We start from the raw sequence: 24,175 nt of genomic DNA, 5'->3' as shown, positions 1-24,175 counted from the left end.
TTAGAAACCGCCTAAAAATGGATTTGAGTCCATTTCCATTCCAATGGTGGTTTCAGGACCATGACCTGATAGAACAATCGTTTCTTCTGGCAGATTCATTAATTTTTCATGAATACTTTTTAATAGGATGTCTTGGTTTCCCCCGAAAAGATCCGTTCTACCGATACTACCTGCAAATAATGCGTCTCCTGAGAAAACTGCATTAGCACCTTTTAAATAAAAAGAAATACTGCCCGGTGAGTGTCCCGGAGTTGAAAGAATTTCAAAAGAAAAGCTGCCAATCTTCAAGGTATTGTCTTGATCGGATAATAGATGACTTGCAGCTTTTGCTGTAATGCTTTGACCAAAATGATTTGAACCATTCTTTTTTGTGTTGCTCAGCCAGTCTGACTCTTTTTTATGAATATATAGTGGTATCTGATATTTATCACGAACATCATCTACCGCCCCGATATGATCAAAATGAGCATGCGTTAAAAGAATAGCCAATGGCTTAACTTTTAATGACTCAATCGCTTGAATGATCTTCTTGCTTTCGCTGCCAGGATCGATGACAATCGCTTCATTGTTAGTGTTATATATAATATATGTATTTTCTTGAACAGGTCCTACAGTTAGCTTTTTCCACTTCATCATTAGTCCTCCAATTGCAAGTTATTCCTTTCTATCTTACACTAAAATAGTCATAATTACGGAGGAAATGAATGAAAGTATATTATGGATACGAAAATATTGAGAACGCTGACATTCTTGTCTGTGATCAACATGAAGATTTCTTTATTGCTACAGATGCTATTGTAGATTTTCCTGATACTATTCCTTTACTCCACATCAATCCCATACAGACAACACTTCTATATGAGGATTATGGCTTCAGATCCGATTCACAACAACATTACATTTATATGGATATGGTTTGTGCATTTTTTATCATCGACTGCGATGAACAAGAAAAAGAAATGTTTCTCCTTCAAGTGGAAGAAGAATTAGTAGCTGTTTGTGAGGAAGGAAAAAGAATATATATATTAGATAAACATCATCAACCTCTCATTAAAAAATGGGCTTCTGTTTACAAACTAGCCATCGAATTCATTTTGTTCTAAATGTTCACTCGACAAACCAGAATAAAACAAGTAAAATAATACAAGGTTGTACCTGTGTGAAAGCGTTATACATAGGATTGGTATTACTCCAGAGCAAGGGGGCACAGAATAATGGGATTAGCCATTATATTCGGCTTAGTAGCTATTTTAGCTGCATTGGGACTATTGCGTTCGTTAAAAATTAAAAATTTAATGGCTGCAGGCTTTGCCTTTTTAACGTTTGCAGTTTTTGGCTGGTTTACAGTCATGACTGTACTGGACGTATTAGTAGGCAGCGGCGGTTCTACAGGCCATTAAGAACTCAAAAAACCATCAGAATTCATATTCTGATGGTTTTTTCTTTCGCTAGCCGCACACACCTTTGGTCTTATGGAGCGAAAAGCTTTATTACATATATAAGCCTGCAAGCATGATGCCTCTTGTGTCCTCATAGATCTTATCAAACTGTCTCAAAGGTAACGGATTAACCCCTATCCCAAGTTCGATAGTAAATCCGGGTTTTCTATATTCCTGAATGTACCAATCCTTATATCCTGCATAGCTATCTACATATCTGATTGCTTTATATCCGCTTACCCTTTCAAATTCTTCGGCGATTTCTCCAGATAACGGCATAGGCTCCTCACCCTCAAAACCCCAGTAGAGTTCTTTTCCTTGAGTATGAAGTGCGATCACTCGATCAAATTGATACCTTTCTGTTACCTCAGCCATCACTATCGCCTCAGGCTCGCTTAATGGGGCTTTTCCTGGATAATCTCTTGGAGCAGGAGCTTTTGGCTTTCTCACTTGTTCAAGCTCCCATCTTGCGGGAAATTGATTATTCAAGTCTACCCCGCGAATATTTGCTTTCCATCCAGAGAAATCCTTGCTTCCTTTATTTAATTCTAATACAAGCTCTTTATACTCAGAGTCCTCAGGCGGACCGTTCAATACAAGATCCACACCATCAGGATCTACCATAGGAACGGCTAAAAGCGTTGTATCTCTATAAAGCTTAGAGGGTTTATTCCCATTTAAATCATTTTCACTCGTTAACGCATAGGCATATTCATTGATGAATTTCATTAATACACCTGAAGTGATCCATTCGTTACCATGAAAGGATCCATTAATATGAACTTTCTTTTTCCCATTACCGATTATAAGCATATCTATCGATTTACCAAGGACAGATTTGCCGATTTCCTGCTTTTTAATAAACGGGTAAGTATTTAGCAGCATTTTCATATCATGCTTTAAAGCAGCCGTATCGTATTTTCGCTGTCCATTAATTAAAGGAAAAGATAATCTTTTAGGAATATTTATAATGTCTTTTGTAAAAATTTCTTTCGGATTTACATTTTGATTAAATAAGTATAAAGCATCCAGTGGTAAATCAAATTTCTCTGCTATTGAAAAGAATGTATCTCCATTTTTAATCTTGTATTTCTCAACCTTTAAACCGGGTATTTGAACTCTTTCACCTGCTTGCATATTTGCACTAGACATATTCGGATTAGAGTCTTTAATCAACACGTAAGGGATAGATAAGAGTCGAGAATAATACCACAGTGAATCGCCGTTACGCATGATAATTTCCAAACAGAGCCCTCCCTATAAAACGTCCCTCTTAAAGATGTATGTTTACCCTTTTCAGATATGCAAAAAAAAGCACTTAGCCGAGGCTAAGTGCTTATCTTATTTACTGTTTCTGTTTTTCTTTATTTTCTTTATCTAATGCTTTATCTTTTGCCTTATCTTTATCATAGAATCTCAACAAGTCACCATAAATGATGCGATCAGAGATATCTAGTTCAGTTTTAGCACGTTCACTGTATGGTTCACAACCATTGTTTTCACCTTCAACAGGTTGGCCAGTTGCTTTATCATAACATTTACCATCAGTAAATACATTATCCTTTGTGATATACGAATTGTCACGCAGTACAGCGAAATCTTCGTGGTCCTTAGAGAATAAATCTGAACCAAGCTGAATGTCGCCTTTTGTATCAATTCCAAGCAAGTGAAGAATCGTTGGTTTTAAATCAACTTGCCCACCAACTGAATTCATTACCTTGCCCTTTTCACCAGGCATGTGGATGATCAACGGTACTTTCTGCAATTGAGTTGATTCAAAAGGAGTAATTTCTTTCCCTAAGAATTGTCCCATTGCGTCATTATGATTTTCAGAAATTCCGTAATGATCTCCATACATAATAAAGATTGAATCTTCGTATAGTCCTGCTTCCTTAACGTCAGCAAAGAATTCTTTTAATGCTTCGTCTGTGTAACGAACCGTTGTAAAGTAACGGTTAACTGTTCCATCGTTCGACGTCCATTCTGGAATCATTTCATCTTCCTCTTCCAATGTGAACGGGAAGTGATTCGTTAACGTAATATATTTCGTGTAGAATGGCTTGTTCATAGCTTGCATTTCTTTTAAGTGCGGAATGGACTGTTTAAAGAAATCTTTGTCTTTTAAGCCCCAGCCAATTGAATTTTCAGGTGTTACATCAAAATCCTTTAATGAATAATAACGGTCATAACCGAAATTATCATACATGATATCACGGTTCCAGAAACTCTTGTTATTCGCATGCTGTACTGAAGAATAGTAGCCTTGCTCTTTCAATATTTCTGGAGTTGCATTGTATTGGTTTTGTGAGTGAGTAAAGAATACTGCTCCACTTGGAAGCGGATATAACGAGTTATCTAATAAGAACTCAGAGTCAGATGTTTTACCTTGCCCTGTTTGGTGATAAAAGTTAGGGAAATAGTAACTGTCTTCAATTAAATCATTCATAAACGGTGTAATTTCTTTTCCATTTACTGATTCATTAATAACAAAGTTTTGAGTTGATTCAACTGAGATGACAAATACATTCTTGCCTTTTGCTTTACCGAACATTTCAGGGTTCGGCTCTTTGTAATTAGCACGTGAATAGTTCTCGATATCAGTGATCTCACTTCCATCTGCAAAAGCACGCTGCGCCTTTGCTTTAGACTGGATAATGGAATCATAAATGTGATAGTTGTAAGAACCGATGTTTTTAATTAGCATCTCACGGTCAAATGTACGGGTTAATAATTGTGGACGCTCAGTTTCAGCAATCCCTACATTGACGATAAAAAACACGATAGCCGCAGCAAATGTAATCGTAATTTGCTTGCGTGAAGCACGAGCAGGACGGTAATCTGCACGTCTCATGAAATAAGCCAAAATAACAATATCGATAAACACTAATAAGTCGGTTGGCTGAATCAATTCAAAAACACTATTACCTAAATCTCCCATGTTACTTGTTTGAAACAAGACGGGAATCGTAATAAAGTCGTTAAAGAATCTGTAGAATACCATGTTGGCATACATAACAAAACTCATAATCGCACTGACAGCTACAATCATCCGTCTATGTGCTCTTCCTTTAAAATAAAGGGTAATCCCTAAAAATAGAATAACGGAACTAATCGGATTAATAAAAAGGATCAATTCCTGTACTTTGTTGTCCATTGGTAATTCGAAAGCTGTTTTATAAACGACATATGTTTTTATCCATAATAAAGCAATTGCTATAAAGAAAAATTTATAATCAGCAAAAGCTTGTTTCATTTTTTCTTTCATATGTTCTCTGACCTCCTCAATCAAAAAGAACTCTTGTGTTCCTGCACGTTTTATTTTTTCTTTATTAACTACTCTCTGTTATATACGTAAGCATCCAATGGAAATGTAAATCAGTCTTTACAAATTTACAAAACCTTAATCAAAGGATTACATAAAGAGTATATTAAATGGTTTTACACAAGAATTCAATACCCTAACGTACTATTTCAAGATTCTGACAATAGGACAACAAAACTATTTTAGTTTTACCCTTTTTTAAAGCTCATAAACCATTAGACGAACTTACCCCAAAAAAGTTTCAAAAAAAAATCTGTTATCACCAACTTTAGAAGGGCTGTTTTCTAAAAGATTGTTTTCTTTTGGAGTCATTTTATTGAAAGGTGTGATCCGCTGAGATTTTAATCATTTCCATGCGTCCATGCGTATCATCGGAAAAACAGCCAAATAAAAAAAAGAACCACTAAATGTGGCTCAATTTAAAAATGAATATTAAAGGTTGTGTTTTGCAAGCCATGCTCCGCCTATTACCCCTGCATCGTTGCCTAAAGTGGCTACTTTTAATTCAGCGCCTTCTGCAACCCTTGGAAGAGCAAAATGTTTAAACTTCTCTTGAAGTCTCTCCATGAGGGTGTTACCCGCTTTAGAAACGCCACCGCCAATTACGATCTTTCCTGGGTTGATACTGTTCGAAAGATTGGCTATCACAAGGCCTAAATGGAAAGTAACTTCGTCTAACGTTTCAATAGCGACATGATCTCCCTTTTCTGCCGCGGCAGCAACATCTTTAGCTTTGATTTCCCCGTTTTGCTCTAAAATGTTATAAAGAGATGAAGTTTTATCCTTTAAAGCTTTTTCTTTGGATATTCTTGCAATTCCTGTTGCTGAAGCAATGGTTTCAATACAGCCCGTTCTGCCACAATTACATGGAGCGCCGCCGTCTGGTATTGAAGTAATATGCCCAATTTCTCCTGCCATTCCGTTCGTACCATGCATGATATGGCCGTTAACAATGATTCCGCCGCCAACACCTGTACCGAGAGTTACCATTAGTAAGTTTCCTTCTCCATCTCCAGCACCACGCCACATTTCACCGATTGCAGCAATGTTTGCGTCGTTATCAACGATAACAGACAGACCTGTTGCTTTTTCAAGTTCTTCTTTTAGCGGGTAATCTCTCCAGCCGATATTAACCGCATGGTAGATAAACCCTGTTTTCATATCAATAAAGCCAGGGGCACCCATGCCGATTGCCGCAAGTTTTTCTTTTGGTTCAGAAAGCTCATCTAGTTTGGTCTGTATAGATTGAGCGATGTCAGGCACAATATTCTTTCCATCTTGCTCAATATTTGTAGGAATCTCCCATTTTTCTACGATATGACCGTCCAAAGTTATGAACGCTATTTTAATTGTTGTTCCACCAAGGTCAACGCCAACCAACCATTTCTCCATCTTGTCTCATCCTTTATTGAAATTTATTGTGTGCAGCTCGGATAATGAGTATCGCTGTTTTGTATTCGTTTACATCAATTAATTTTTGATTGTAAAGTTCTCGTACTTCTTCTTGTATTAATTCTAAATCAGCTACAGGATTTCCCGTATATATAATTGTTCCAAACCTTTTTAACAGCTGCTGAACATCATACATTGTTTTCATGAATATCACCTTTGTCATTATAACAAAAAATATAGGGATGAATGCAAGCCTTTGCACAGAAATAATGCATAAAAAAACAGCTGATTAATTTCAGCTGTTTTAAACATACTCATCGATCAGGGTCTTTGGGATGCAATACAACGGGTCTTCTGTTCTTAAGAGGCATTGGTATTCTAAAAATAACATCTCTGATGGCTTTGAAGTTAAACGGTATAAAAGGCCATAAATAAGGGATATGGAAAGATTTAAAGGATACAAAGAACAATATGGCTAGCGTTAAGCCAACAATATAACCTGGAACTCCTAAAAGCGCAGTAAGCGATAACAAAGCGAGTCTTAACAAACGATTGGCAAGACTCAGCTCGTATGTTGGAGTTGCAAATGTACCGATGGCAGCAACTGCAATATAAAGAACGACTTCATTTACAAACAATCCTGCTTCAATGGCTACCTGTCCAATTACGATGGCAGAAACGAGCCCAAGACCTGTCGAAACAGAAGTGGGTGTATGTATGGTAGCCATTCGAAGCATATCCATACCTAACTCAATGATCACAAATTGCATAAATAAAGGTACAACCCCAATTTCTTCTGGTCCAATAAAAGAAAGAGAAACTGGGAGCAGCTCTTTATGTACAGAAAATAAATACCAAAGAGGCAATAGAAAAATTGATATCCATACAGCTAAGAAACGTACAAATCTTAAATAAGCACCTACAACTGGTTTTTGCCTATATTCTTCAGCATGCTGTAGATGATGCCAGAAAGTTGTTGGAGTTATTAATACAGATGGAGAGCCATCTACGAATACAAGAACATGTCCTTCAAATAAATGCACAGCTGCCGTATCAGGACGCTCTGTATACCTTACTAAAGGATAAGGGTTCAGGTGTCTGCCGCATATAAATTCTTCTACCGTCTTCTCCCCCATCGGCAGTCCGTCAGTATCAATCATTTTCAAAGAATCTTTTATTCTCTCTACAATATGCGGGTCGGCAATATCTTCAATGTAGGAAATACAAATATCTGTTTTTGATCGCCTTCCGATACTCATATATTCCATACGCAGCGATCGATCACGTACTCTTCTTCTTGTTAATGCAGTGTTAAAAACAATCGTTTCAACAAATCCGTCTCTTGCACCTCTAACAACCCGTTCAACATCTGGCTCTTCTGGTCCACGAACCGGATACGTCCTAGCATCGATCTGCAGAATTTCTGATACCCCTTCTACAATCAAAACAGTAGGACCGCTTAGTACCCAGTCGATACCTTGGTTCAGATCGTCAGACGTGGAGATCTCTATATACGGTAAATACGTTTTCATCAACTTTAATAAAGGATCTGGTTCTAATTGCCCGGGTTCGAGATCTGCTAAAAGCTTCATTAAATAGTGAAGGATGTCGTCTTTAACAAATCCATCGACCATAAATAAAGCCATCCTTCTTCCAGCATATTCTAAATCTAAGTGAATGCAATCAAAACTGACATCAACACCAAGCTGTTTCTTCATATAATGTACGTTCTCGTCAAAGTTTGGTGAAAGAGGTTGTTTTTTTGGCAGATATGTCATTTTTTCATCACTCCTCTGCCTATCATCCTTCACAAACTCCTTCTAATTCATACCTCAACCAAAAGAAAAGCTCTTCTCTATAAGATTGTTGCTTTTGTTCATTCTTCTCATTAATTTTCAAGTTGCACCTACCACCTTAGAAGCTTCTTGCAAGGCATGAGACAAGGAATCTCACGGATTCTGAAGAGATTTTTGTAATTGTCTTCATTTGCAAGTTGATTGAAGCACAAGGTGCGAGACTCCTGCGGGACGAGCGGTCAGGTGAGACCCTTTTAGGGCGCAAAGCGGCAAGGGGCTCACCGCACGCCCCGCGGAAAGCGAAGCACCTGGAGCGGAAATCAACCACTTACATCAGCATCAAAGTTTAAGAAAACAGCCAAAGAAAAAATCCTAGCAAACGGCTAGGATTTAGAATGCTTAAACAAGTGGTGATTGCAAATATACATTTATGAGATCAGCTGTTTGCTTCAATGACTTAACATGAGTACGCTCAAATGCATGAGAAGCATCAATCCCAGGACCGATTAACCCATGTACAATGTCCGCTCCCGCGCGGATAGCAGCAGTTGCGTCTGACCCATAATAAGGATATATATCTACCTTGTACCCAATGTTGTGTTTTTCAGCTAAAGCGACAAGATGTTTTCTTAAAGCAAAATGATATGGACCGCCAGAATCTTTTGCACAGATACTTACGGTAAATTCATCTGTTGCTTGCCCATCACCAATTGCTCCCATGTCCACTGCTAAATACTCAACGGTTTCTTTTGGAATGTTAGAATTACCGCCAAACCCGATTTCTTCATTATTACTGATCAGAAAATGGGTCGTGTTAGGCAATGTTACAGAAGATTGCTTAATCTGTTTAATGATGTGCATAAGAATTGCAACACTTGCTTTGTCGTCGAGGTGGCGCGATTTCACAAATCCGCTTTCAGACTCTTCAAACCTTGGCGCAAAAGAAATAAAATCTCCTACAGAGATTCCCGCTTCTTCAGCATCTTTCTTGGAATGAAATTCTTGATCGACTCTAACAACCATGTTCTTTTCATCACGCTTTAATTCGTTCATCCCTTTATAAACGTGTGCTGCTGTTTGATGCATCATAACAGTACCGGTAAACACTTTTCCAGAATTCGTATGAATCGAGCAATATTCACCTTCTATCGTGTTCCAATAAAAACCGCCGATTAAATCTAGTTTCAAGCGACCATCATTTTTAATTTCTTTAACCATAGCACCGAGAGTATCCACATGTGCGGTCAGGAGCCGGTGTTTTGTATCATCCTCACCTTTGATAGTTGCAATAACAGCACCTTTATTGCTCATCGTAAATGAAACATCGTTTTCTTCAAAAAATGATTTCATATAGTTTATTGCAGCTTCTGTATTTCCTGAAGGACTTGGAATATGTACGAGATCTTTAATAAAGCCCACTATTTCATTCGTTTGAATTTCCATACCTTTTCTCCTCTCGTTTCCACTCCTGCGTTTTCTGCTACTCCGTCTTCTATTTAAAAAAATTCTGCATAGAATTTAGGAACAAGTTTGTCCTATAGGAGGCCTAACGTATGAAGTGGAAAATTTCAATCTATCTGCTGATTATTATACTTGTAATAGGAATCATCTACCAGCCGTTTGTTAAAAAAGAAGCCCGTGAAAGTATTACATTCTTTCCTTTAGACAGCTCATTCTCCTTTTCAAAGGCAACAACAGACCTTTCATTCTTAAAAGGTACACCGTCAAGCTACGAATTACTTTGGAAAGTAAATTCTGAGACATCTGAACGAGTTTATCTGAGGCAGGACATCGCTATGATCTTTGAAAATGGAAAGTTAATCAACAAAATGACTGAATGGAAAACATCTGCAAAATCAATTGATTTGCAAAAAGACATTAAAAGTACAGATCCTGGACTTTGGGAGGCCATCTCTTATCATCAAGGAGAAATTCATTTAAACGAAGAAAAGTATCGCTCTGTTCAGCAAATGAGCCATGATTTTTTGTATACATCTGTTATTGGCCAATCTTATACTGGATTTCAAATCCCTAATAACGCACTAGAGAGAAGAGCAAAAAATGCATTAGATGAAAAAACGAATCAATACCTACAAGGAACACTTACACAAGCAGCAAATTATTATCAGATCGATCTTAATAACTATAATGTGATCTCATTAGAATCTTTAACAGACTACAATGTTAAGCCCCTGCCTGGTTTTTCTCAAGCAAAGAGCCAAGAGATTATAGGAAAGCTTTGGGAAGGATTATACAAAAACTACTTTTTAGGAATCACGACAAAGAACGGACAAAAGATAAGCCCGATCGGAAGTTCTATGCCATTCATTTTAATCAGTAAAGATAAAAAGTATTTATTCGTACTGCTTCAAACCGCTAATGGAGAGAATATCCAGCTGATTCAATACATCTCTTAATGACCTCAATCAAATCACTGCTTGATGTGCAATTGTAAATGGAGGAAGGGTTAACGGCCGCAGGCTGCTTGAGCGGGTTCCACCATATGGCATTCCAACCAGCTTGTACTGCAGGCACAATATCTAAATCAAAAGCATCTCCAACATAGTGATAAACTTCAGCATTCGTACAGTTTTTGACAAAATGGAAGATGTCGGGATTTGGTTTTGCAACATTTATTTCGGATGATATATAAATGTTCATCTCTGGTATATGTAATTTTAAATTTTTTATTTTTTCCCTCTGAATAATGGAATCACCGTTTGAAATTATTCCAATTAAGATTCCTAGCTGATCTAATCGCTGAAAGATTTCTTTTATCCATTCAAAGGGTTCCACTTCAGAAGGAACACTTTTTTCAAAAACTTTTTGATAATACTGGATCTGCGCATCACAAAAGCTCTTTAATCCTATTGCCTCAAATGAAGAAAGCAGCCGTACTCTTTGGTAATCTTGACGTGATATCTCTTTCTTTTCATAAGCAGACCAATACAGATCACAATATGCCTTATAATAAGTGAACCACTTTTCCACCAATGGGGTATCTTTCCATTTGTTATTCGTAATTGTATGAAATGCAAACAAAGAAGCCTTCTTAAAGGAGGCTTCATAATCAAACAGTGTATTATCTAAATCAAAAAAGAAAGCAGCTTTTTTAGCAGATTGCATATCTAAATAAGTTCGTCCATCATTTTAGAGCGCAATCCTGGAAAAGACATGGCGCTTCCTACTAAGAACCTTCGGATTAGCGGTTGACCAAGAGCCATATTCATCATGCGATATCTCATTCTGTAGCCAAGCATAATAGCAAGGAATAACAAAAAACTTTTAATCACAAACCCTTTCATATAAAAACCTCCTTGCTACTACTTTCTGTTTTATTTTCGCATTTTATTCGTCATTTGCCCTGACAATATACCTTTAATCATTTTTTCTCGTACATTTTTTAATCCGACAATTTTAAAAGCTCTTCTTTTGTATTTACATTGTGAAAAAAGCACTCTTCATCTTCACTAATTTCTATATAATGGGTGTTTTTACGTTTCAGTAAGGCTAAGACCTTGTACGTCTGATTCCTTAAGCATGTTTCTATATCAGGGAGGCATGTTCGTTTATATACACCGTTAAGTGGATATACTTTCCCTTCCCAAAGCGGAACAACACAATCATACTCTGGATGATCCATAGCAATTTTTAGCCATTTTTCATACATGCTGCTGCTCATTCTCGGCATGTCACAAGGTGAGACCAAATAATAATCGGCTTTTATTTGCATCATTGCGCTATAGATGCCTGCTAAAGGACCATTTCCTTTAAAAGAATCGATATCTGTAATGATTTCGGCATTGTAATTATTATTGTATGGTTGTAATGGTTGTATCCATTCCTCCCCGACCACGGCTACAAGGTTATCTGAAAGAGGAGCGATGGAATTCATTGAATGCTCAAAAAAAGTTTTGTTATTCCATTCCGCAAACACTTTTGGACTTCCAAACCTCCGAGACTTACCGCCTGCTATAACGACTCCTACACAGCTCATTGGTTTATCCATATATATAGCCCTCCCGCAATCATTCCACCGATTAGAGTTGAAGTGAAATTCACAAGATTGTTTGACACCCAAGAAACCCCATATATCCTTGTTGTTTTCTTTCCACAGTGCACTCGGCTCTCTGTTTCCTTTTTACACATTGAGCAAAAGAACTTTTGTTCAAACCACGCCCCAAATACGGTGTCAGCTAGGTTGCCAACGAAACCAGAAATAGTAATACAAAGCGCAACGAGAAATGACGTGTCAAAAAGAATATAAAAACTAAAACCGATCAAAAGGGCACCTAGAGCAGCCGCAAAAGTACCTAAACTTGAGATCGCTCCAGACAGCCCGCGATCTACAGTCTTCCACTCTTTAATATGGAATGGTTTCTTTTTTGATAAAACACCGATTTCAGAAGCCCACGTATCAGCTGTGGCTGTCGCAAAAGCTGCAGTGTACATAATTAGCCAAACAGGATTCGGAATTGCTGTGTGACATGCTGCAGCGATTAGAGCAGCACCTCCATTAGCCAGCACTTGTCCAGCTGATCTTCCCTTTTTTTCTTCAGAATGCAGTGCTTTTTCGTCTCGCTTTAAATCTCTTTTCCATTTTGTTAATAACGTAGAAGTTATAAAAAATACACCCAATATAACCAGGCCTTGCCAGTCAAACGCTTTAAAAATGATAAATCCCAATATAAAAGCTGTTATACTTCCCGGAACCGTCAGCCATTTAAGTATTGCAGATAAAAGTGAAAGTAGAGCAATCCCGCCTAAAATGATTTCCATTAAATAAAGCGTCCATCTTCCGTAATGATGTGATCAACTGGAATATCAAATTCTTCGTGCGGAAGTGTATCTGTCGTTTGAAAGGAGTATGCAAGTGAAATTTTTAATCCTCGATACGTTTGTAAATAACGATCATAATAACCACCGCCGTATCCGATCCTATATCCTCTCCTATCAAACACGAGTCCAGGAACGATGATTAAATCTATTTGGTCAGAAGTAATAAGCTGAGTCGCATCCATTCTAGGTTCAAATAAATCCATGTAAACATTTTCAAGTTCGTCATATGAACGCATTTCTCTAAATTGCATTTGTTTTTCTGCAGAATAACACTTAGGAACACCGACTTTCTTTCCTTCTTCCCATGCCTTTTTAATAATAAAGGACGTATCTAATTCAAATTTTCTTGCAACGGTAATTCCGACACTTTGTGCTTTATTCCATTCTTCCGTTTCAAATAGAAGATTAGAGATCGCCTTGCTTTTTTTTCTTCTTTCATCCTCTTTTGTGAAAAGCAATATTTGTTTTATTTTTTTTCGCCATTCAGATTTATTCATCTATAAAACACCTCTAATAAATGATGTATTTATCATATCACGCAGCTATGTATGTATTGAAGTTTTGAGTATGAAAAAACGCCTGATCCCTCATTTGCATGGGTATCAGGCGTTTCTAAGTGAAATTACTTCGTTTCACGGTGAACTGTGTATTTCTTTAAACGCGGGCTGTATTTTTTAAGCTCTAAACGGTCTGGATTCGTACGCTTGTTTTTAGTAGTGATGTAGTTACGATCACCAGTTTCAGTACAAGCTAAAGTAATGTTTACACGCATTGTTGTTTCCCTCCACATCTTTACCAAAGTACATAATCATGGTTACTAACAGTCATTATTCTCTATTAAACCATACCATAACATGATAACAAATTCTTTTCTAACGAGCAAGTGAGTTTTGCGAAAGTTTCTCGTAGACTTTCGTATATTCTTTCAAAACGTCTACATATGTGGCATGTGACCATGTTAAAGGCGCAACTGACAATGCTTCACCAGTAAACGGATGAAGCTGTTCAGGTAAGACACCTGTTGAAAAGCTATGCTGCTGTACCCAGCGCAATATTTCATGAGGTCGTTCTAGGTCAGAAATAGACTTAGCGCATTGAATATGCCACTTTGCCAGCCAGAGTGTGCAGATAAGCCAAGGATTCCCTGGAGCTCTTGCCATATCATGCGTTTGCTGAAAGTAATAATCATTCGTATATCTTGCAATTCCGCCTACACCTGACTTAATGTTTAACTCTTCATTCATCTGGTGCATCGTTCGAACAACACGCTCATCATCGGCTGGATAGACACCAAATGCAAAGAGAGCATACATACTGGATTCCATGGTAAAGTCTTTCTTATACGCATTATCATCTAATAAGTAGATGCCTCTTAAAAATCTGCCTGCTCCTTCATCGTACAAATGTTTTTCCATTCCTGCTTTTATACGATCCGCACCATTTTTATACCGTTCTGCACGATCATCTTCACCAAATAATGTTGCGAATGAATGAGCTGCCATGAGTCCGCCATAAACACTGCTAGCTGTAAAAGTAAAGATCCCTCTTCTTTCTTCCCATAAATCATACGATGGCATAGGAAGATCTAATTCATCCTGCATATACTGAAGCAAAAATCTCGCACTCGGCCTAACAAGTGATCGATAAAGAGACTGTGCAAACTCAATATCTCCTGTTTCTTTGTAATGCTCCCAAAACGCCCACAGAACAAGAGCGGTTTCATCTTCTTGAATCGGCAGCTGACTAGCACCATCTTTGTTAATCATAGGGTGCCAAGATGATCCAATCGATCCATCAGGGTTATATTTATGATGAAGATAGCCTTCTTTTGTTAAAACATCTGCACACCGACGATAAAAGTTTTTCACCATGCCGTGAAAACCAGCCTTAGCAACAGCTGCTGCTACTAAGGCACCATCCCTTGGCCACATATAGCTATAATGGTCACGATTATAATGCTGAATATCGGAATCATTAGCAGCTATGATATATCCGTTCTCGTTCGTTTGAGTACGTATGATGAGTAAACTGCGATTATATAGATTCAGTAGTTCATCAGATAGATTGCATGGGTTAACTTTCGTTTTATTCACCCATCTCCGCCAATAAACGTCGATTTTATCTAAGGTTAAAGAAGGTCCGATCTCCATGAGATAATCATATAGCGAAAACACTTCTTCTCTGCTTTTGCCAACAGTTAACGCATAATATGCGTCACCTTTTCCATGAGGAGGAACAATTCCTTCCACTGAAAAAGTGCTATCTACTGATCCCTGTGCGATCGGGTTCACATGTAGATGCCCATCCTCAGCATCTTTCCATGTTCCTTCTGCACTTAAGAATCGTTTGACACCTGTCGTATACTGGTCAATCCCTTTTTGGTCAAAAGAAGCTGCAAACAAAAAGTACCGATTCTTTTTATAGTGGATGATCACTGATTTTTCTGGATCATAATAGGCAGTGTCACCAACTTCATTTTCATAAATCGATAGATCCTGATGAAAAAAGAGTTTAATCTTTTTTCCTCATACGACTCATTGTGAACAGTAATCCTGCGCATAAACATGTTTTCTCTTTGATGAACGGCATCCTCAATTTTAAGAGTTACGCCTTCTTTATTGTTTCTAGCATATGAAAGAGTTACAAGCGAGTCATCGTGATATCCTGGCTCAATAATCCATTCTTTTGAGGAAAGCCAAGAAAAGGAGCCATTTATACTGGCTCCTAAGCGGTTAACATGCCCCTGCACATGATTTTGCTGACCGACGTAAGGATAATAGATGTCTCTGATCTGCAAATGCTCATCTAAATTGATTAATAAATTTCCATTACCTAAAACCAAATGTCTTGGCATACATTACACCTGCTGGTATAACTGGATTTTTTCAATATATTGCGATGCAGCTTGTTTCGCTTGTTCAGGGTCTTTGTTCTGTGAATAAACTGTAAATACAGGCTGTTCAACATCTGGCAATATAAGCGTCCAGCCTCCCTCAGGATGAAAGACTTTGATACCATCGAGCAACTCTACATTATTATCTCGTATGTCCTCCATCAGTCTTCGCATCACTCTTCCCTTCTTGTCTTTTGGACATGGTACATATTCTCTTAACATATGCACATCTGGAAGCATCTTTACCAGTTCAGATAGGGTGATCTTTTGCATAGCCATAATTTCTAAAATATGAACAAAAGCATATTGAGCATCATATTGGTAATTTAGAACACCTTTCCCTACTTCCATAATCGATCTAGGGTTGGCTTTCGTTCTAATTAATTTCCCCTTTAAGCGTTCAGCGATAGAGTCTAGCGCTGACGATCCGTAAACCGGGATTGCCATCTCTTTTTGTTTACCTTGTGAAAATGCAGTAAATACATATAATGCGAGCATCGTCTCTTCATCAAGCACTTCACCTGTCTCAGTAATGAGACGCAACGTTTCACCCGCTTCTCCAATAAGAACACCGATGTTGGCATTCGTTACTCTTACAAAGGATGCCATTTCCTCTGGCTTTGTTTGATAGGGTGCCGTTAAGATCTCACAGTTTAGACGATTATAAAGGTTAGGAATGAAGTTTAAATAGGGTTGATGATTGTAATTGACCACTACACGAAACTTGGCTTCTTGAATCCCTTTTTCTTGTATTTCTTCTAAAAGAGCAGAGATATAGTCTTCATGTTTGTTCCCTTGAACAGCACCTTTTCCGATTCTGTCAAATGAAGCACGTCGATAATCTTCCTGCCAATAAGCATTTTCAATCTTTCTCTCAAGATCGGAGTGAATCGGAAGTCCTTTATTATCATAAAACTCGATCATCAGCTGCTTTTCTCCTGTAGGGTTGGAGAACCTTACATATACTCCGCCTTCTAAACGTTCTTCTTCAATCGAAAAACGAACAACAGGTGCAACTGTAGGGCTGATATCCAGGGTATGCACCCCTGATGAATGAAGACCTTGGATGAATGACTGTTTAATCATAACTGAAAAATCATGGGAGTCGCTAGCTATGAGAATCTGTGATCCATAAGGGAGAACAGCTCCATATGCTGAAGCCAGTCGAGCAATGTAATCAGGTGTAATTTCCACATTAGCAATGCCAGATACACCTCTAGAGCCGAACAAAGATTTAGTCGCCTTTTTTCCCCATACGATAGAAGTATGAACGAGGGCTTCTTCGAAAATTTCTTTTTCAGGCCAAATTTTAACATCTGGTTTAAGTGTTGCGTTTCTTCCGATTGTACAATGATTACCAACAACCGCATGTTCAAATATAGAAGCATCTTTTTCTACTTTCGTACCGTTTGCAATTGTAGCTCCTCTTAATTCACACTGATCACCTACAAATACATCATTCCATAAGACGGTTTTCTTTAATGAACTTCCGGTGCTGACAACACTGTTTTTTCCAACAACAGATAATTTCCCGATATGCGCACCCTTCCTGATCACTGCTCCATCCGCGATACTGACAGGTGCATCAATGACTGCGCCGTCTTCGATAAAGACATTTTCACCAACCCAAACTCCTGGTTCATGTTCTTTTCCTGAAAACGGAAGATTAACAAGACCGTTTAACATGTCGTAATGAGATTGGCGGTACTGCTGCAGACTTCCGATATCAGACCAGTAGCCTTCTGCTTGGTACCCAAAAAGGTTTTTGTCTTCTTTCATAAGTAAAGGAAACAGATCTTTACTAAAATCAACTGGAACATCTTTTTCGATATAGTTAAACACTTCCGGCTCTAATACATAAATCCCCGTATTTACCGTATCACTGAATACTTCATTCCAGCTTGGCTTTTCAAGAAAGCGAATAATCTTTCCTTCTTGATTCGTCATGATCACGCCATATTCCAGAGGGGAATCTACTTGTTTCATGAAGATCGTAGCCAACGAATTGTTTTCTTCATGAAAATGAATCCCTTTAGCAAGATCAAAATCAGTTAAAGCATCACCACTGATTACAATAAAACGCTCATCTAAAAATTCTTCAGCATTTTTGATCGAACCTGCTGTTCCGAGCGGGGAGTCTTCTACAAAATAATGAAGGTTTACACCAAAGTCACGGCCGTTGCCAAAATAGTTTTTAATTGCATCCGGCAGATAATGGACCGTAACGGCAATATCTGTAATACCAAATTTCTTTAGAAGTTCAATTCCATATTCCATTACAGGTTTATGAAGCATTGGTACCATTGGTTTAGGCATATTGCATGTAAGAGGTCTTAAGCGTGTTCCTTTTCCGCCTGCCATAATTACACCCTTCATTACACGATTCCTCCCACTTTTGATGTATTTTTTTTATGAAACATTGCATATAATTCAGCTGTCTTTTCTGCAATAGAATTCCAGCTGAATACCGTTCTAGCGATTTCTTCACCATTTTGGGCAATCTCTTTGCAGCGATCACGATTAGATAGAATAAATTCAACTGCCCAAACAATACTATGAGGATCATTTGGATATACCTTTAAACCCGTTTTCTCATGATCAATAATCTCTCTTAATCCACCTGTGTCTGAAACAATGGTTAGCTTTCCGGACGCCATGCCTTCAAGAGCTACAATGCCGAACGGTTCATAATGACTTGGGAACAAAGCAGCATCTGCTTTCGCAAACCATTCATTTCTTTCTTCATCACTAACGAATCCAGCAAGATGAACAAATTCCGATAAATGTTTCTGCCTTATCATTTCATTTAGTTCATCAAACAAAGGCCCTTTTCCAGCAATAACGAATTTTACTCGCTTTCCATTGTTTCTTAAAATCTCTGCTGCTTCGATGATCGTTTGAAATCCTTTTTCTTTTACCAGCCTTCCAACCGAGAATAAAAGAAGTTCTTGATCGTTATCGTTTTGATTTTCTATGGCTGATTCAGACTCATAAACAATCTGCTCAGGATCAATTCCATTTGGTAGAATCGTGATCTTTTCTTCTGGAATGCTAAAAACATCGGTTAATTCAGTTTTCATATATTTGCTGCACACAATAAGGCTGTCCGATCCATCCATAAGTTCCCATTCTTTTTGGTTGATCTCATACTGAAGCGGTGATGTAATTCCGTTATTCCTTCCGTGCTCAGTTGCATGAATCGTAGTGATAAGAGGAATATTAAGTTCCTTCTTTATGGCGAGAGCGGCAACTGAAACGAGCCAATCATGTGCGTGTATACAATCAAAATCAAACTTTTTAGCAAGACAATTCGCTTGTTCAACCATCGCCATATTCAAACTTCCGGTCCAATGGAAGAACGATTCAAAGTTCGGCTGTTTGCCTGCAACTCTGTAAACATGAACACCATTATTGACTTCATGTTCCGGATAACCCTCAACCGAAGAAGTAACAACATAAACCTCTGAACCTTGTTCTACCAACTTTCTAGATAGATCAAATACGTGTCTTGCTAATCCACCTACTACCATCGGAGGAAATTCCCAAGATAGCATTAAGATTTTCTTTCCGTTGCCTTTTTTCTTGCTGTAGTGAGCTTCCACATATTCATCATGCGGGTTTTTAAAGAATTGCCAGAGATCTGTCATAAGAAAAGGAAATTCACTTTCGTAAGCAGAAATTTCTTCCGGATTGAAGTTTTGTTTATCGATCGAATTATTCAGTTCATGAAATCTTTCAATGTGCTGCTGAAAACGGTTCTTAGCATATTGTGATGCACTATTGCCTTCAACAATAAAAGCCCAGTCTGAACTAGCAGCAAGCATCCATTCTCTTACCATTTGATTCGCGTAGCGTTCAACGACAATGTTTCCCTTACCATTTGAAAGATGAGCGGCAAGCTGAACTAGCTTTCTTTCGCAGTGATGCAGGTGTCTATACATCCAAGCGTTAGTCTCGTTTAGCCATACTTCGCCTGTTTGATTTTTTCCCCATGTTGAAAAACAAGGTCTAACGGTTTCTAAGTCTTGATAGTGTCTGTTTAAAAATTCTTGAGGTGTAATCCACGTGATGTCTTGGTCAGTTGAAACTTTCATTGATTGAAGTAAAAATTCCGGTCCTTCAAACCACCAGTGTCCAAATAGTTCTGCATCAAATGGTGCAGTTATAAGCTGAGGAGGATAAGATTGTTTGTTGTTATGTAGATAATCTGTAATTCGATGACAAAAATCAAATGCATGTTGCTGCAATTTATTAAAAGCCCAATCTCTTTGGTACCAATCTTTATTTTCTGTTTTCCCTGTTATACGCCAATACTTTAATCCAGTATCTATCCTTATACCATCAGGATGTATAAAGCTCTTAATGTACTCATGGTCACGCTCATAAGCTACATCACGATAGAACTCACGATAGTCATAATCACCAGGATAACCAACTGATGAGTTCCAAATTGTTTCAGAGATACATTGATTTCTTGAGAACAATGCCACTCCATGTGGAGAATAAACGGGCGCACCAATTCCTTTAGAAGGTGCGGGCTTGCTTCTTAACAACGTTTCCTCATCAACAAATGTGTAGCGAATCCCAGCTTCAGCTAATACTTTATCTACTCCAGGAGAGTATGCGCATTCTGGAAGCCAAAACCCTTTAGGCTTTTCATTAAAATACTTTTCAAACGTATGAACACCAGAAAGGATCTGAGCTTTAATACCTTGCTCTGTTTCAACGTAAGGAAGGAAGGCGTGAGTAGCAGCAGATGTAATACAGTTTACCTTCCCTTGATCCATAAACTGTTTATACGCATTTGTAATCTTACAGTCGTGTTTTTGGTAAGTTTCCATAATTTTTTTATAACGTTCTTCATAAAACTGAATAACATCTTGCTCTTCCGTTTGAGTCGATTGTTTTTTTTCTTTCTGAACAAGTTTCATCGTTAGATCTAAATGTTCTAAATAGCGCTTCTGAATCACAGGATCGTTTAGTAATTCAAGAAGTGGCGGTGAAAATGATAGAGTCCAAGACAAGTATTCGGGCTGTTCTTCGAGTACCCACAATAACGGGATGTATGTCTCAGTAAGTGCCTCAAATACCCATCTTTCCTCTAAACGATTTGCTTCTTTATGCCTCACATAAGGAAGGTGAGCGTGCAAGACCAGTGAAAAATACCCGTTAGACATGTTTTACTCTCCTATCTAATTTTTTGATAGTACGAATAGGTTGAAAAGTTCTCCAACCATTCAGGCTCGTTAACATCCTGATGCTTCCATCGTTCTATCTTTTCATCATGTATACTGTTATAAGGATCAGGACTTGTTTCAGCGGGATTTGAACGCAGCAGTGTGAAAAAACTTCCATCAAAAGTGCGCGTTCCGATATCCACAATAAACGTTCTCCCTGGTTCTAAAGATTGAAGAAACCAATTATTAGTCATGGGTGGAAGCTCCATTTCAAATGTACGGTGTGCATTATGTCCAAAAAATTCAATGTCAGTTACATCATAAATCTTCAAAACGGAAGGAAGTTCTTCCCATTTTGTGCGAAAATGGTGTTCTGCCATCTGTTTGATGGATTCTGTGAAACTCCAATAGGCATACAAACTATCAGATGTTCTTGGCATGAGACACACATTATCTTCTTCGTATTCATATGGCATCGTCCACTTTTCCTTCTCTTTAACAGCTACGGCTTCAGGAGAAAGTTCATGATTCGATGGTGTTTGCTGCTGGCGGTATTTATTCCAGCGGTATTGAACCTTTCCTAAAGACATGTTCATTCTTTGTGCGATCTCTTGTAACGTAAGACCTTTTTCCTTTAATTTCACAATATCTTCGATCAAGTTCATCACCTCATCCTATTCAATTATTCTAGTAAACTAAGTTTTATACCTCATTTTTATTAATCGTATCACTGGATATTTTTATATACAATGTGTCAAAAAAGTCGAAAAATGACGCTTCCATGCCCCACTTGGGATTTCCGTATATGTAAAGTTTTTGAAATCGGTTTCTCCGTCAGATTATTCTGTTAAATTGACAAATCAGGACAAAAAACGCCAATGATTGAAGGCGAAACCTATCTACTTCATTCATGTCCTGTATGAAAATAGTCGAATTGTAGCAATTTGTGTAAACATTTGCGAAAAAACCTATACCACGGATAAATACTATGTTATAAAAGTAAAGTGTATAGCTTTATTTTAGGGAGGATTTTATGGAGTTTGCTATTTTTGGATTGTTACTTGTAGGTGTTATTCTTTTGATTCTTTCCTTTAGAAAAAATCGCGAAAACTCAGTTGAAACACAGCTGGAAAATTTCACGATTCAGCTAATGAAAGAAATCTATCAAGTAAAAAAGAAATTAAAAGTTCTTGAAGACGAAATGATGATTAACGATAAGAACTAAATTTGTGAGGGGAAATGGGTATGACAAGCAAAAACCTTCGCGGATTTTCAGCAGGTATTATTCTTTCAACTGGTATTTTAGCTGGTTTTTATTATACGGCTGATACAGATACAAATTCTGTTTTAACAGATGAAACGGTATCTCAATATCTTTCTGAAAAAGGCGAAATAGCAATTTCAAAAGACGAATTTACTGCATTAAAAGAAACACAAACTGCCGTTGCGGCTCCTGCAGCCAAAGAAGAACCAAAGGCTGCTCCTGTAAAAGAAGAGGAAGAAAAAGTTTTTCAAATGACTTTGACAATCACTCAAGGAATGACAACTGGTGAGGTTTGTGACCAATTACAAAAAGGGAATATCATCAAAGACAGCAAAGAGTTTTTAAAATATTTACGTTCAAACAACTTAGAAGGTGCAGTAAGGGCTGAATCTCATCAAGTAAACAGCAAGATGAACTTTGACGAAATCGCTAAAGAGATTACAAGTTCATAATTGTACATAAAAAAGAGCAAGCGCATTATGACGCTTGCTCTTTCTTTTTTGCTCTTTTCTAAAGGATGAAGTGCAATAAGTGAAAACTGCCTTTAATCATTTAAACCGTATCTTTTTCCTTTAACCAGGAAGATAATGCTTTCTGCAATATTTGTTGCATGATCAGCTGTACGCTCAATGTATCTGCATACAAACAATAATTGGCTAATTTGTGAAAGGTGATCAGGATTTTTAGTCATTAACTCTAGAAGCTCTTTAATAATTTTTCCATACGTTTCATCAACAAAGTCATCCATTTCAGCAAGTTCTTTTGCAAGTGCAACGTCTTCTTCCACGTAAGCTTTTGTAGCTGCAGTCAGCATCTTTATAGCATGATGCGCCATTTTAGGAAGTTCTTCAAGGGGTTTAATCAGTTCCTGCTTGCCGATTCGAATCGTTGATTTTGCAATATTCACAGCAAAATCAGCCATTCTTTCAATGTCAGAAGAAATCTTAATAGCAGCGATGATTCTTCTTAAATCTGAAGCTACAGGAGCTTGTTTTGCGATTAAAAGAATGGCCATATCATTGATCTCATCTTCTAACACATTTATTCTGTTGTCATTTTCAATTACTACTAATGCTTTATCTAAATCTTGATTTTTTAGAGCTTCTACAGATTCAAGCAAAGCTTCTTCTGTCAGCTTTGAAATCTGAATAATAGCATTTTTCATTTCTTCTAATTGAAGCTGAAAATTTTCACGAACAACCATTTATCCCACTCCTATTCCCTTTTATTAGCCAAAACGTCCTGTAATATAATCTTCTGTTCGCTTATCAGATGGATTAGAGAACAATGTGCTGGTATCTGTGTATTCTACAACTTCCCCATTAAGGAAGAATGCTGTACGATCCGAAATACGAGCTGCTTGCTGCATGTTATGTGTAACGATAACAATGCTATAATCCTTTTTCAATTCTTGAACAAGCTCTTCAACTTTTAATGTCGAGATTGGATCAAGTGCAGATGTTGGTTCATCCATCAGGATTACGTCTGGTTCAATTGCAAGACAGCGTGCAATACATAGACGCTGCTGCTGGCCGCCGGATAAACCGTAAGCATTCTCATTCAGACGGTCTTTCACTTCATCCCAAATTGCTGCGCCTTTTAAGCTTTTTTCAACAACTTCATCTAATACTTTTTTGTTTTTGATTCCGTGAATACGCGGTCCATATGCTACATTATCATAAATTGATTTAGGGAATGGATTCGGCTTTTGAAATACCATACCTACTTGTGTACGAAGTTCTTCTACACCGTATTTAGGATCAAAAATATTTTTATCTCTATAAACAATTTCCCCGGACATACGAACGATCGGAATCATTTCAACCATTCTGTTCAACGTTTTAATAAATGTTGATTTCCCGCACCCTGATGGCCCGATAATGGCAGTAACCTGTTTTTCAGGAATATCAAATTTAATATCTTTTAATGCATGATCTTGACCATACCATAAATTTAAATTGTTTATATTAAAGACAGGTGTGAAATCCTGTTCTTTTTCTCCCTTTTGTACCAATTGCTTATTAATTGTGATGTCCATGTTTTTTGTCCTCCT

At 37.7% G+C, this 24,175-nt stretch carries 23 protein-coding genes and 1 pseudogene; 5 read left to right on the top strand and 19 right to left on the bottom strand.

The window, feature by feature from the left end; translation table 11 throughout:
* Positions 1-633 carry an MBL fold metallo-hydrolase gene (locus tag P8610_RS02420; RefSeq protein WP_394602957.1) on the bottom strand — a complete coding sequence of 211 codons (633 nt, stop codon included), beginning with the start codon at positions 631-633 and terminating at the stop codon, positions 1-3.
* 71 nt (positions 634-704) lie between these two features.
* On the opposite strand from P8610_RS02420, the gene P8610_RS02415 reads away from it, so the two are divergent.
* Positions 705-1,103 (top strand): hypothetical protein, encoded by a 399-nt coding sequence (locus P8610_RS02415; RefSeq protein WP_394602956.1) that lies wholly within the window; start codon positions 705-707, stop codon positions 1,101-1,103.
* 111 nt (positions 1,104-1,214) lie between these two features.
* Positions 1,215-1,400 carry a DUF2759 domain-containing protein gene (locus P8610_RS02410; protein ID WP_066242324.1) on the top strand — a complete coding sequence of 62 codons (186 nt, stop codon included), beginning with the start codon at positions 1,215-1,217 and terminating at the stop codon, positions 1,398-1,400.
* A 90-nt stretch (positions 1,401-1,490) separates the two neighbouring features.
* Here P8610_RS02410 and P8610_RS02405 read toward each other — a convergent pair whose 3' ends face one another.
* The 6 genes from P8610_RS02405 to P8610_RS02380 all read right to left on the bottom strand — a co-directional run bounded on the left by P8610_RS02405 (position 1,491) and on the right by P8610_RS02380 (position 9,392).
* Positions 1,491-2,684, bottom strand: coding sequence for a M14 family metallopeptidase (locus P8610_RS02405; protein WP_394602955.1), 1,194 nt, complete (start codon positions 2,682-2,684; stop codon positions 1,491-1,493).
* Positions 2,685-2,784: 100 nt separating this feature from the next.
* Positions 2,785-4,704 carry an LTA synthase family protein gene (locus P8610_RS02400; RefSeq protein WP_394602954.1) on the bottom strand — a complete coding sequence of 640 codons (1,920 nt, stop codon included), beginning with the start codon at positions 4,702-4,704 and terminating at the stop codon, positions 2,785-2,787.
* 489 nt (positions 4,705-5,193) lie between these two features.
* Positions 5,194-6,153: an ROK family glucokinase gene (locus tag P8610_RS02395; protein WP_394602953.1), complete on the bottom strand. Its 960-nt coding sequence runs from the start codon at positions 6,151-6,153 to the stop codon at positions 5,194-5,196.
* Positions 6,154-6,166: 13 nt separating this feature from the next.
* Positions 6,167-6,358, bottom strand: a complete 192-nt coding sequence (locus P8610_RS02390; RefSeq protein WP_289495140.1) for a YqgQ family protein — start codon at positions 6,356-6,358, stop codon at positions 6,167-6,169.
* A 109-nt stretch (positions 6,359-6,467) separates the two neighbouring features.
* A complete protein-coding gene (locus P8610_RS02385; RefSeq protein WP_289495139.1) occupies positions 6,468-7,931 on the bottom strand; it encodes a spore germination protein in 1,464 nt (487 codons plus the stop codon).
* A 417-nt stretch (positions 7,932-8,348) separates the two neighbouring features.
* The gene (locus P8610_RS02380; RefSeq protein ID WP_394602952.1) at positions 8,349-9,392 is read right to left on the bottom strand and encodes a M42 family metallopeptidase; all 1,044 of its coding nucleotides are present in this window, start codon (positions 9,390-9,392) and stop codon (positions 8,349-8,351) included.
* Positions 9,393-9,502: 110 nt separating this feature from the next.
* Between P8610_RS02380 and P8610_RS02375 the strand changes: the two genes are divergently transcribed.
* The gene (locus P8610_RS02375) at positions 9,503-10,366 is read left to right on the top strand and encodes a hypothetical protein (protein ID WP_394602951.1); all 864 of its coding nucleotides are present in this window, start codon (positions 9,503-9,505) and stop codon (positions 10,364-10,366) included.
* On the opposite strand, the gene P8610_RS02370 is transcribed toward P8610_RS02375, so the two are convergent.
* The 10 genes and pseudogenes from P8610_RS02370 to P8610_RS02325 form a co-directional block, all read right to left on the bottom strand.
* Complete coding sequence (locus tag P8610_RS02370; protein WP_394602950.1) at positions 10,326-11,075, bottom strand: HAD family hydrolase; 750 nt, start codon at positions 11,073-11,075, stop codon at positions 10,326-10,328. The genes P8610_RS02375 and P8610_RS02370 overlap by 41 nt on opposite strands.
* A gap of 2 nt (positions 11,076-11,077) precedes the next feature.
* Positions 11,078-11,254: a hypothetical protein gene (locus tag P8610_RS02365; RefSeq protein WP_289495134.1), complete on the bottom strand. Its 177-nt coding sequence runs from the start codon at positions 11,252-11,254 to the stop codon at positions 11,078-11,080.
* A gap of 98 nt (positions 11,255-11,352) precedes the next feature.
* Positions 11,353-11,958 carry a molybdenum cofactor guanylyltransferase gene (locus tag P8610_RS02360; protein ID WP_394602949.1) on the bottom strand — a complete coding sequence of 202 codons (606 nt, stop codon included), beginning with the start codon at positions 11,956-11,958 and terminating at the stop codon, positions 11,353-11,355.
* On the bottom strand, positions 11,943-12,728 hold the full coding sequence (locus tag P8610_RS02355; RefSeq protein WP_394602948.1) for a DUF92 domain-containing protein: 786 nt from the start codon (positions 12,726-12,728) through the stop codon (positions 11,943-11,945). The genes P8610_RS02360 and P8610_RS02355 overlap by 16 nt, the downstream gene beginning before the upstream one ends.
* Positions 12,728-13,285: a 5-formyltetrahydrofolate cyclo-ligase gene (locus P8610_RS02350; protein ID WP_394602947.1), complete on the bottom strand. Its 558-nt coding sequence runs from the start codon at positions 13,283-13,285 to the stop codon at positions 12,728-12,730. The genes P8610_RS02355 and P8610_RS02350 overlap by 1 nt, the downstream gene beginning before the upstream one ends.
* 125 nt (positions 13,286-13,410) lie before the next feature.
* A complete protein-coding gene (rpmG, locus tag P8610_RS02345) occupies positions 13,411-13,560 on the bottom strand; it encodes a 50S ribosomal protein L33 (RefSeq protein ID WP_066242361.1) in 150 nt (49 codons plus the stop codon).
* A gap of 100 nt (positions 13,561-13,660) precedes the next feature.
* Positions 13,661-15,642 (bottom strand): annotated as a pseudogene (locus P8610_RS02340) (glycoside hydrolase family 15 protein).
* A 3-nt stretch (positions 15,643-15,645) separates the two neighbouring features.
* Complete coding sequence (locus P8610_RS02335; protein ID WP_394602946.1) at positions 15,646-18,057, bottom strand: sugar phosphate nucleotidyltransferase; 2,412 nt, start codon at positions 18,055-18,057, stop codon at positions 15,646-15,648.
* Positions 18,057-20,858 (bottom strand): 1,4-alpha-glucan branching protein domain-containing protein, encoded by a 2,802-nt coding sequence (locus P8610_RS02330; protein ID WP_394602945.1) that lies wholly within the window; start codon positions 20,856-20,858, stop codon positions 18,057-18,059. Before P8610_RS02330 ends, P8610_RS02335 begins: the two co-directional genes overlap by 1 nt.
* Before the next feature lie 11 nt (positions 20,859-20,869).
* A complete protein-coding gene (locus P8610_RS02325; protein WP_394602944.1) occupies positions 20,870-21,523 on the bottom strand; it encodes a DUF4912 domain-containing protein in 654 nt (217 codons plus the stop codon).
* Between the two features lie 368 nt (positions 21,524-21,891).
* Here P8610_RS02325 and P8610_RS02320 point away from each other — a divergent pair, with 368 nt between their 5' ends.
* Both P8610_RS02320 and P8610_RS02315 read left to right on the top strand, forming a co-directional pair.
* Complete coding sequence (locus P8610_RS02320; protein ID WP_066242378.1) at positions 21,892-22,083, top strand: hypothetical protein; 192 nt, start codon at positions 21,892-21,894, stop codon at positions 22,081-22,083.
* A gap of 20 nt (positions 22,084-22,103) precedes the next feature.
* Positions 22,104-22,574 (top strand): hypothetical protein, encoded by a 471-nt coding sequence (locus tag P8610_RS02315; RefSeq protein ID WP_394602943.1) that lies wholly within the window; start codon positions 22,104-22,106, stop codon positions 22,572-22,574.
* 92 nt (positions 22,575-22,666) lie between these two features.
* Here P8610_RS02315 and phoU read toward each other — a convergent pair whose 3' ends face one another.
* Together phoU and pstB are read right to left on the bottom strand one after the other, a co-directional pair.
* Positions 22,667-23,326 carry a phosphate signaling complex protein PhoU gene (phoU, locus tag P8610_RS02310; protein ID WP_394602942.1) on the bottom strand — a complete coding sequence of 220 codons (660 nt, stop codon included), beginning with the start codon at positions 23,324-23,326 and terminating at the stop codon, positions 22,667-22,669.
* A 24-nt stretch (positions 23,327-23,350) separates the two neighbouring features.
* Positions 23,351-24,136: a phosphate ABC transporter ATP-binding protein PstB gene (gene pstB, locus P8610_RS02305; RefSeq protein ID WP_394603100.1), complete on the bottom strand. Its 786-nt coding sequence runs from the start codon at positions 24,134-24,136 to the stop codon at positions 23,351-23,353.
* Between the last annotated feature and the right edge of the window lie 39 nt (positions 24,137-24,175).

Origin of the sequence: Fictibacillus sp. UD, from assembly GCF_043558025.1 — a bacterium.
Taxonomy (GTDB): domain Bacteria; phylum Bacillota; class Bacilli; order Bacillales; family Fictibacillaceae; genus Fictibacillus.
Note: the sequence above shows the minus strand (reverse complement) of the source record. Positions and strands in the feature narration are given on the sequence as shown.

Excerpts from the sequence above, each read along its gene's own strand:
- P8610_RS02355 (WP_394602948.1), bottom strand. The coding sequence starts at position 12,728 with ATGGAAATCATTTTAGGCGGGATTGCTCTACTTTCACTTTTATCTGCA.
- P8610_RS02365 (WP_289495134.1), bottom strand. The coding sequence starts at position 11,254 with ATGAAAGGGTTTGTGATTAAAAGTTTTTTGTTATTCCTTGCTATTATG.
- P8610_RS02395 (WP_394602953.1), bottom strand. The coding sequence starts at position 6,153 with ATGGAGAAATGGTTGGTTGGCGTTGACCTTGGTGGAACAACAATTAAA.
- P8610_RS02350 (WP_394602947.1), bottom strand. The coding sequence starts at position 13,285 with ATGAATAAATCTGAATGGCGAAAAAAAATAAAACAAATATTGCTTTTC.
- phoU (WP_394602942.1), bottom strand. The coding sequence starts at position 23,326 with ATGGTTGTTCGTGAAAATTTTCAGCTTCAATTAGAAGAAATGAAAAAT.
- rpmG (WP_066242361.1), bottom strand. The coding sequence starts at position 13,560 with ATGCGTGTAAACATTACTTTAGCTTGTACTGAAACTGGTGATCGTAAC.
- P8610_RS02400 (WP_394602954.1), bottom strand. The coding sequence starts at position 4,704 with ATGAAAGAAAAAATGAAACAAGCTTTTGCTGATTATAAATTTTTCTTT.
- P8610_RS02315 (WP_394602943.1), top strand. The coding sequence starts at position 22,104 with ATGACAAGCAAAAACCTTCGCGGATTTTCAGCAGGTATTATTCTTTCA.
- P8610_RS02415 (WP_394602956.1), top strand. The coding sequence starts at position 705 with ATGAAAGTATATTATGGATACGAAAATATTGAGAACGCTGACATTCTT.
- P8610_RS02385 (WP_289495139.1), bottom strand. The coding sequence starts at position 7,931 with ATGACATATCTGCCAAAAAAACAACCTCTTTCACCAAACTTTGACGAG.
- P8610_RS02325 (WP_394602944.1), bottom strand. The coding sequence starts at position 21,523 with ATGAACTTGATCGAAGATATTGTGAAATTAAAGGAAAAAGGTCTTACG.
- P8610_RS02320 (WP_066242378.1), top strand. The coding sequence starts at position 21,892 with ATGGAGTTTGCTATTTTTGGATTGTTACTTGTAGGTGTTATTCTTTTG.
- P8610_RS02380 (WP_394602952.1), bottom strand. The coding sequence starts at position 9,392 with ATGGAAATTCAAACGAATGAAATAGTGGGCTTTATTAAAGATCTCGTA.
- P8610_RS02370 (WP_394602950.1), bottom strand. The coding sequence starts at position 11,075 with ATGCAATCTGCTAAAAAAGCTGCTTTCTTTTTTGATTTAGATAATACA.
- P8610_RS02420 (WP_394602957.1), bottom strand. The coding sequence starts at position 633 with ATGAAGTGGAAAAAGCTAACTGTAGGACCTGTTCAAGAAAATACATAT.
- P8610_RS02375 (WP_394602951.1), top strand. The coding sequence starts at position 9,503 with ATGAAGTGGAAAATTTCAATCTATCTGCTGATTATTATACTTGTAATA.
- P8610_RS02335 (WP_394602946.1), bottom strand. The coding sequence starts at position 18,057 with ATGAAGGGTGTAATTATGGCAGGCGGAAAAGGAACACGCTTAAGACCT.
- P8610_RS02410 (WP_066242324.1), top strand. The coding sequence starts at position 1,215 with ATGGGATTAGCCATTATATTCGGCTTAGTAGCTATTTTAGCTGCATTG.
- P8610_RS02390 (WP_289495140.1), bottom strand. The coding sequence starts at position 6,358 with ATGAAAACAATGTATGATGTTCAGCAGCTGTTAAAAAGGTTTGGAACA.
- P8610_RS02360 (WP_394602949.1), bottom strand. The coding sequence starts at position 11,958 with ATGGATAAACCAATGAGCTGTGTAGGAGTCGTTATAGCAGGCGGTAAG.
- P8610_RS02330 (WP_394602945.1), bottom strand. The coding sequence starts at position 20,858 with ATGTCTAACGGGTATTTTTCACTGGTCTTGCACGCTCACCTTCCTTAT.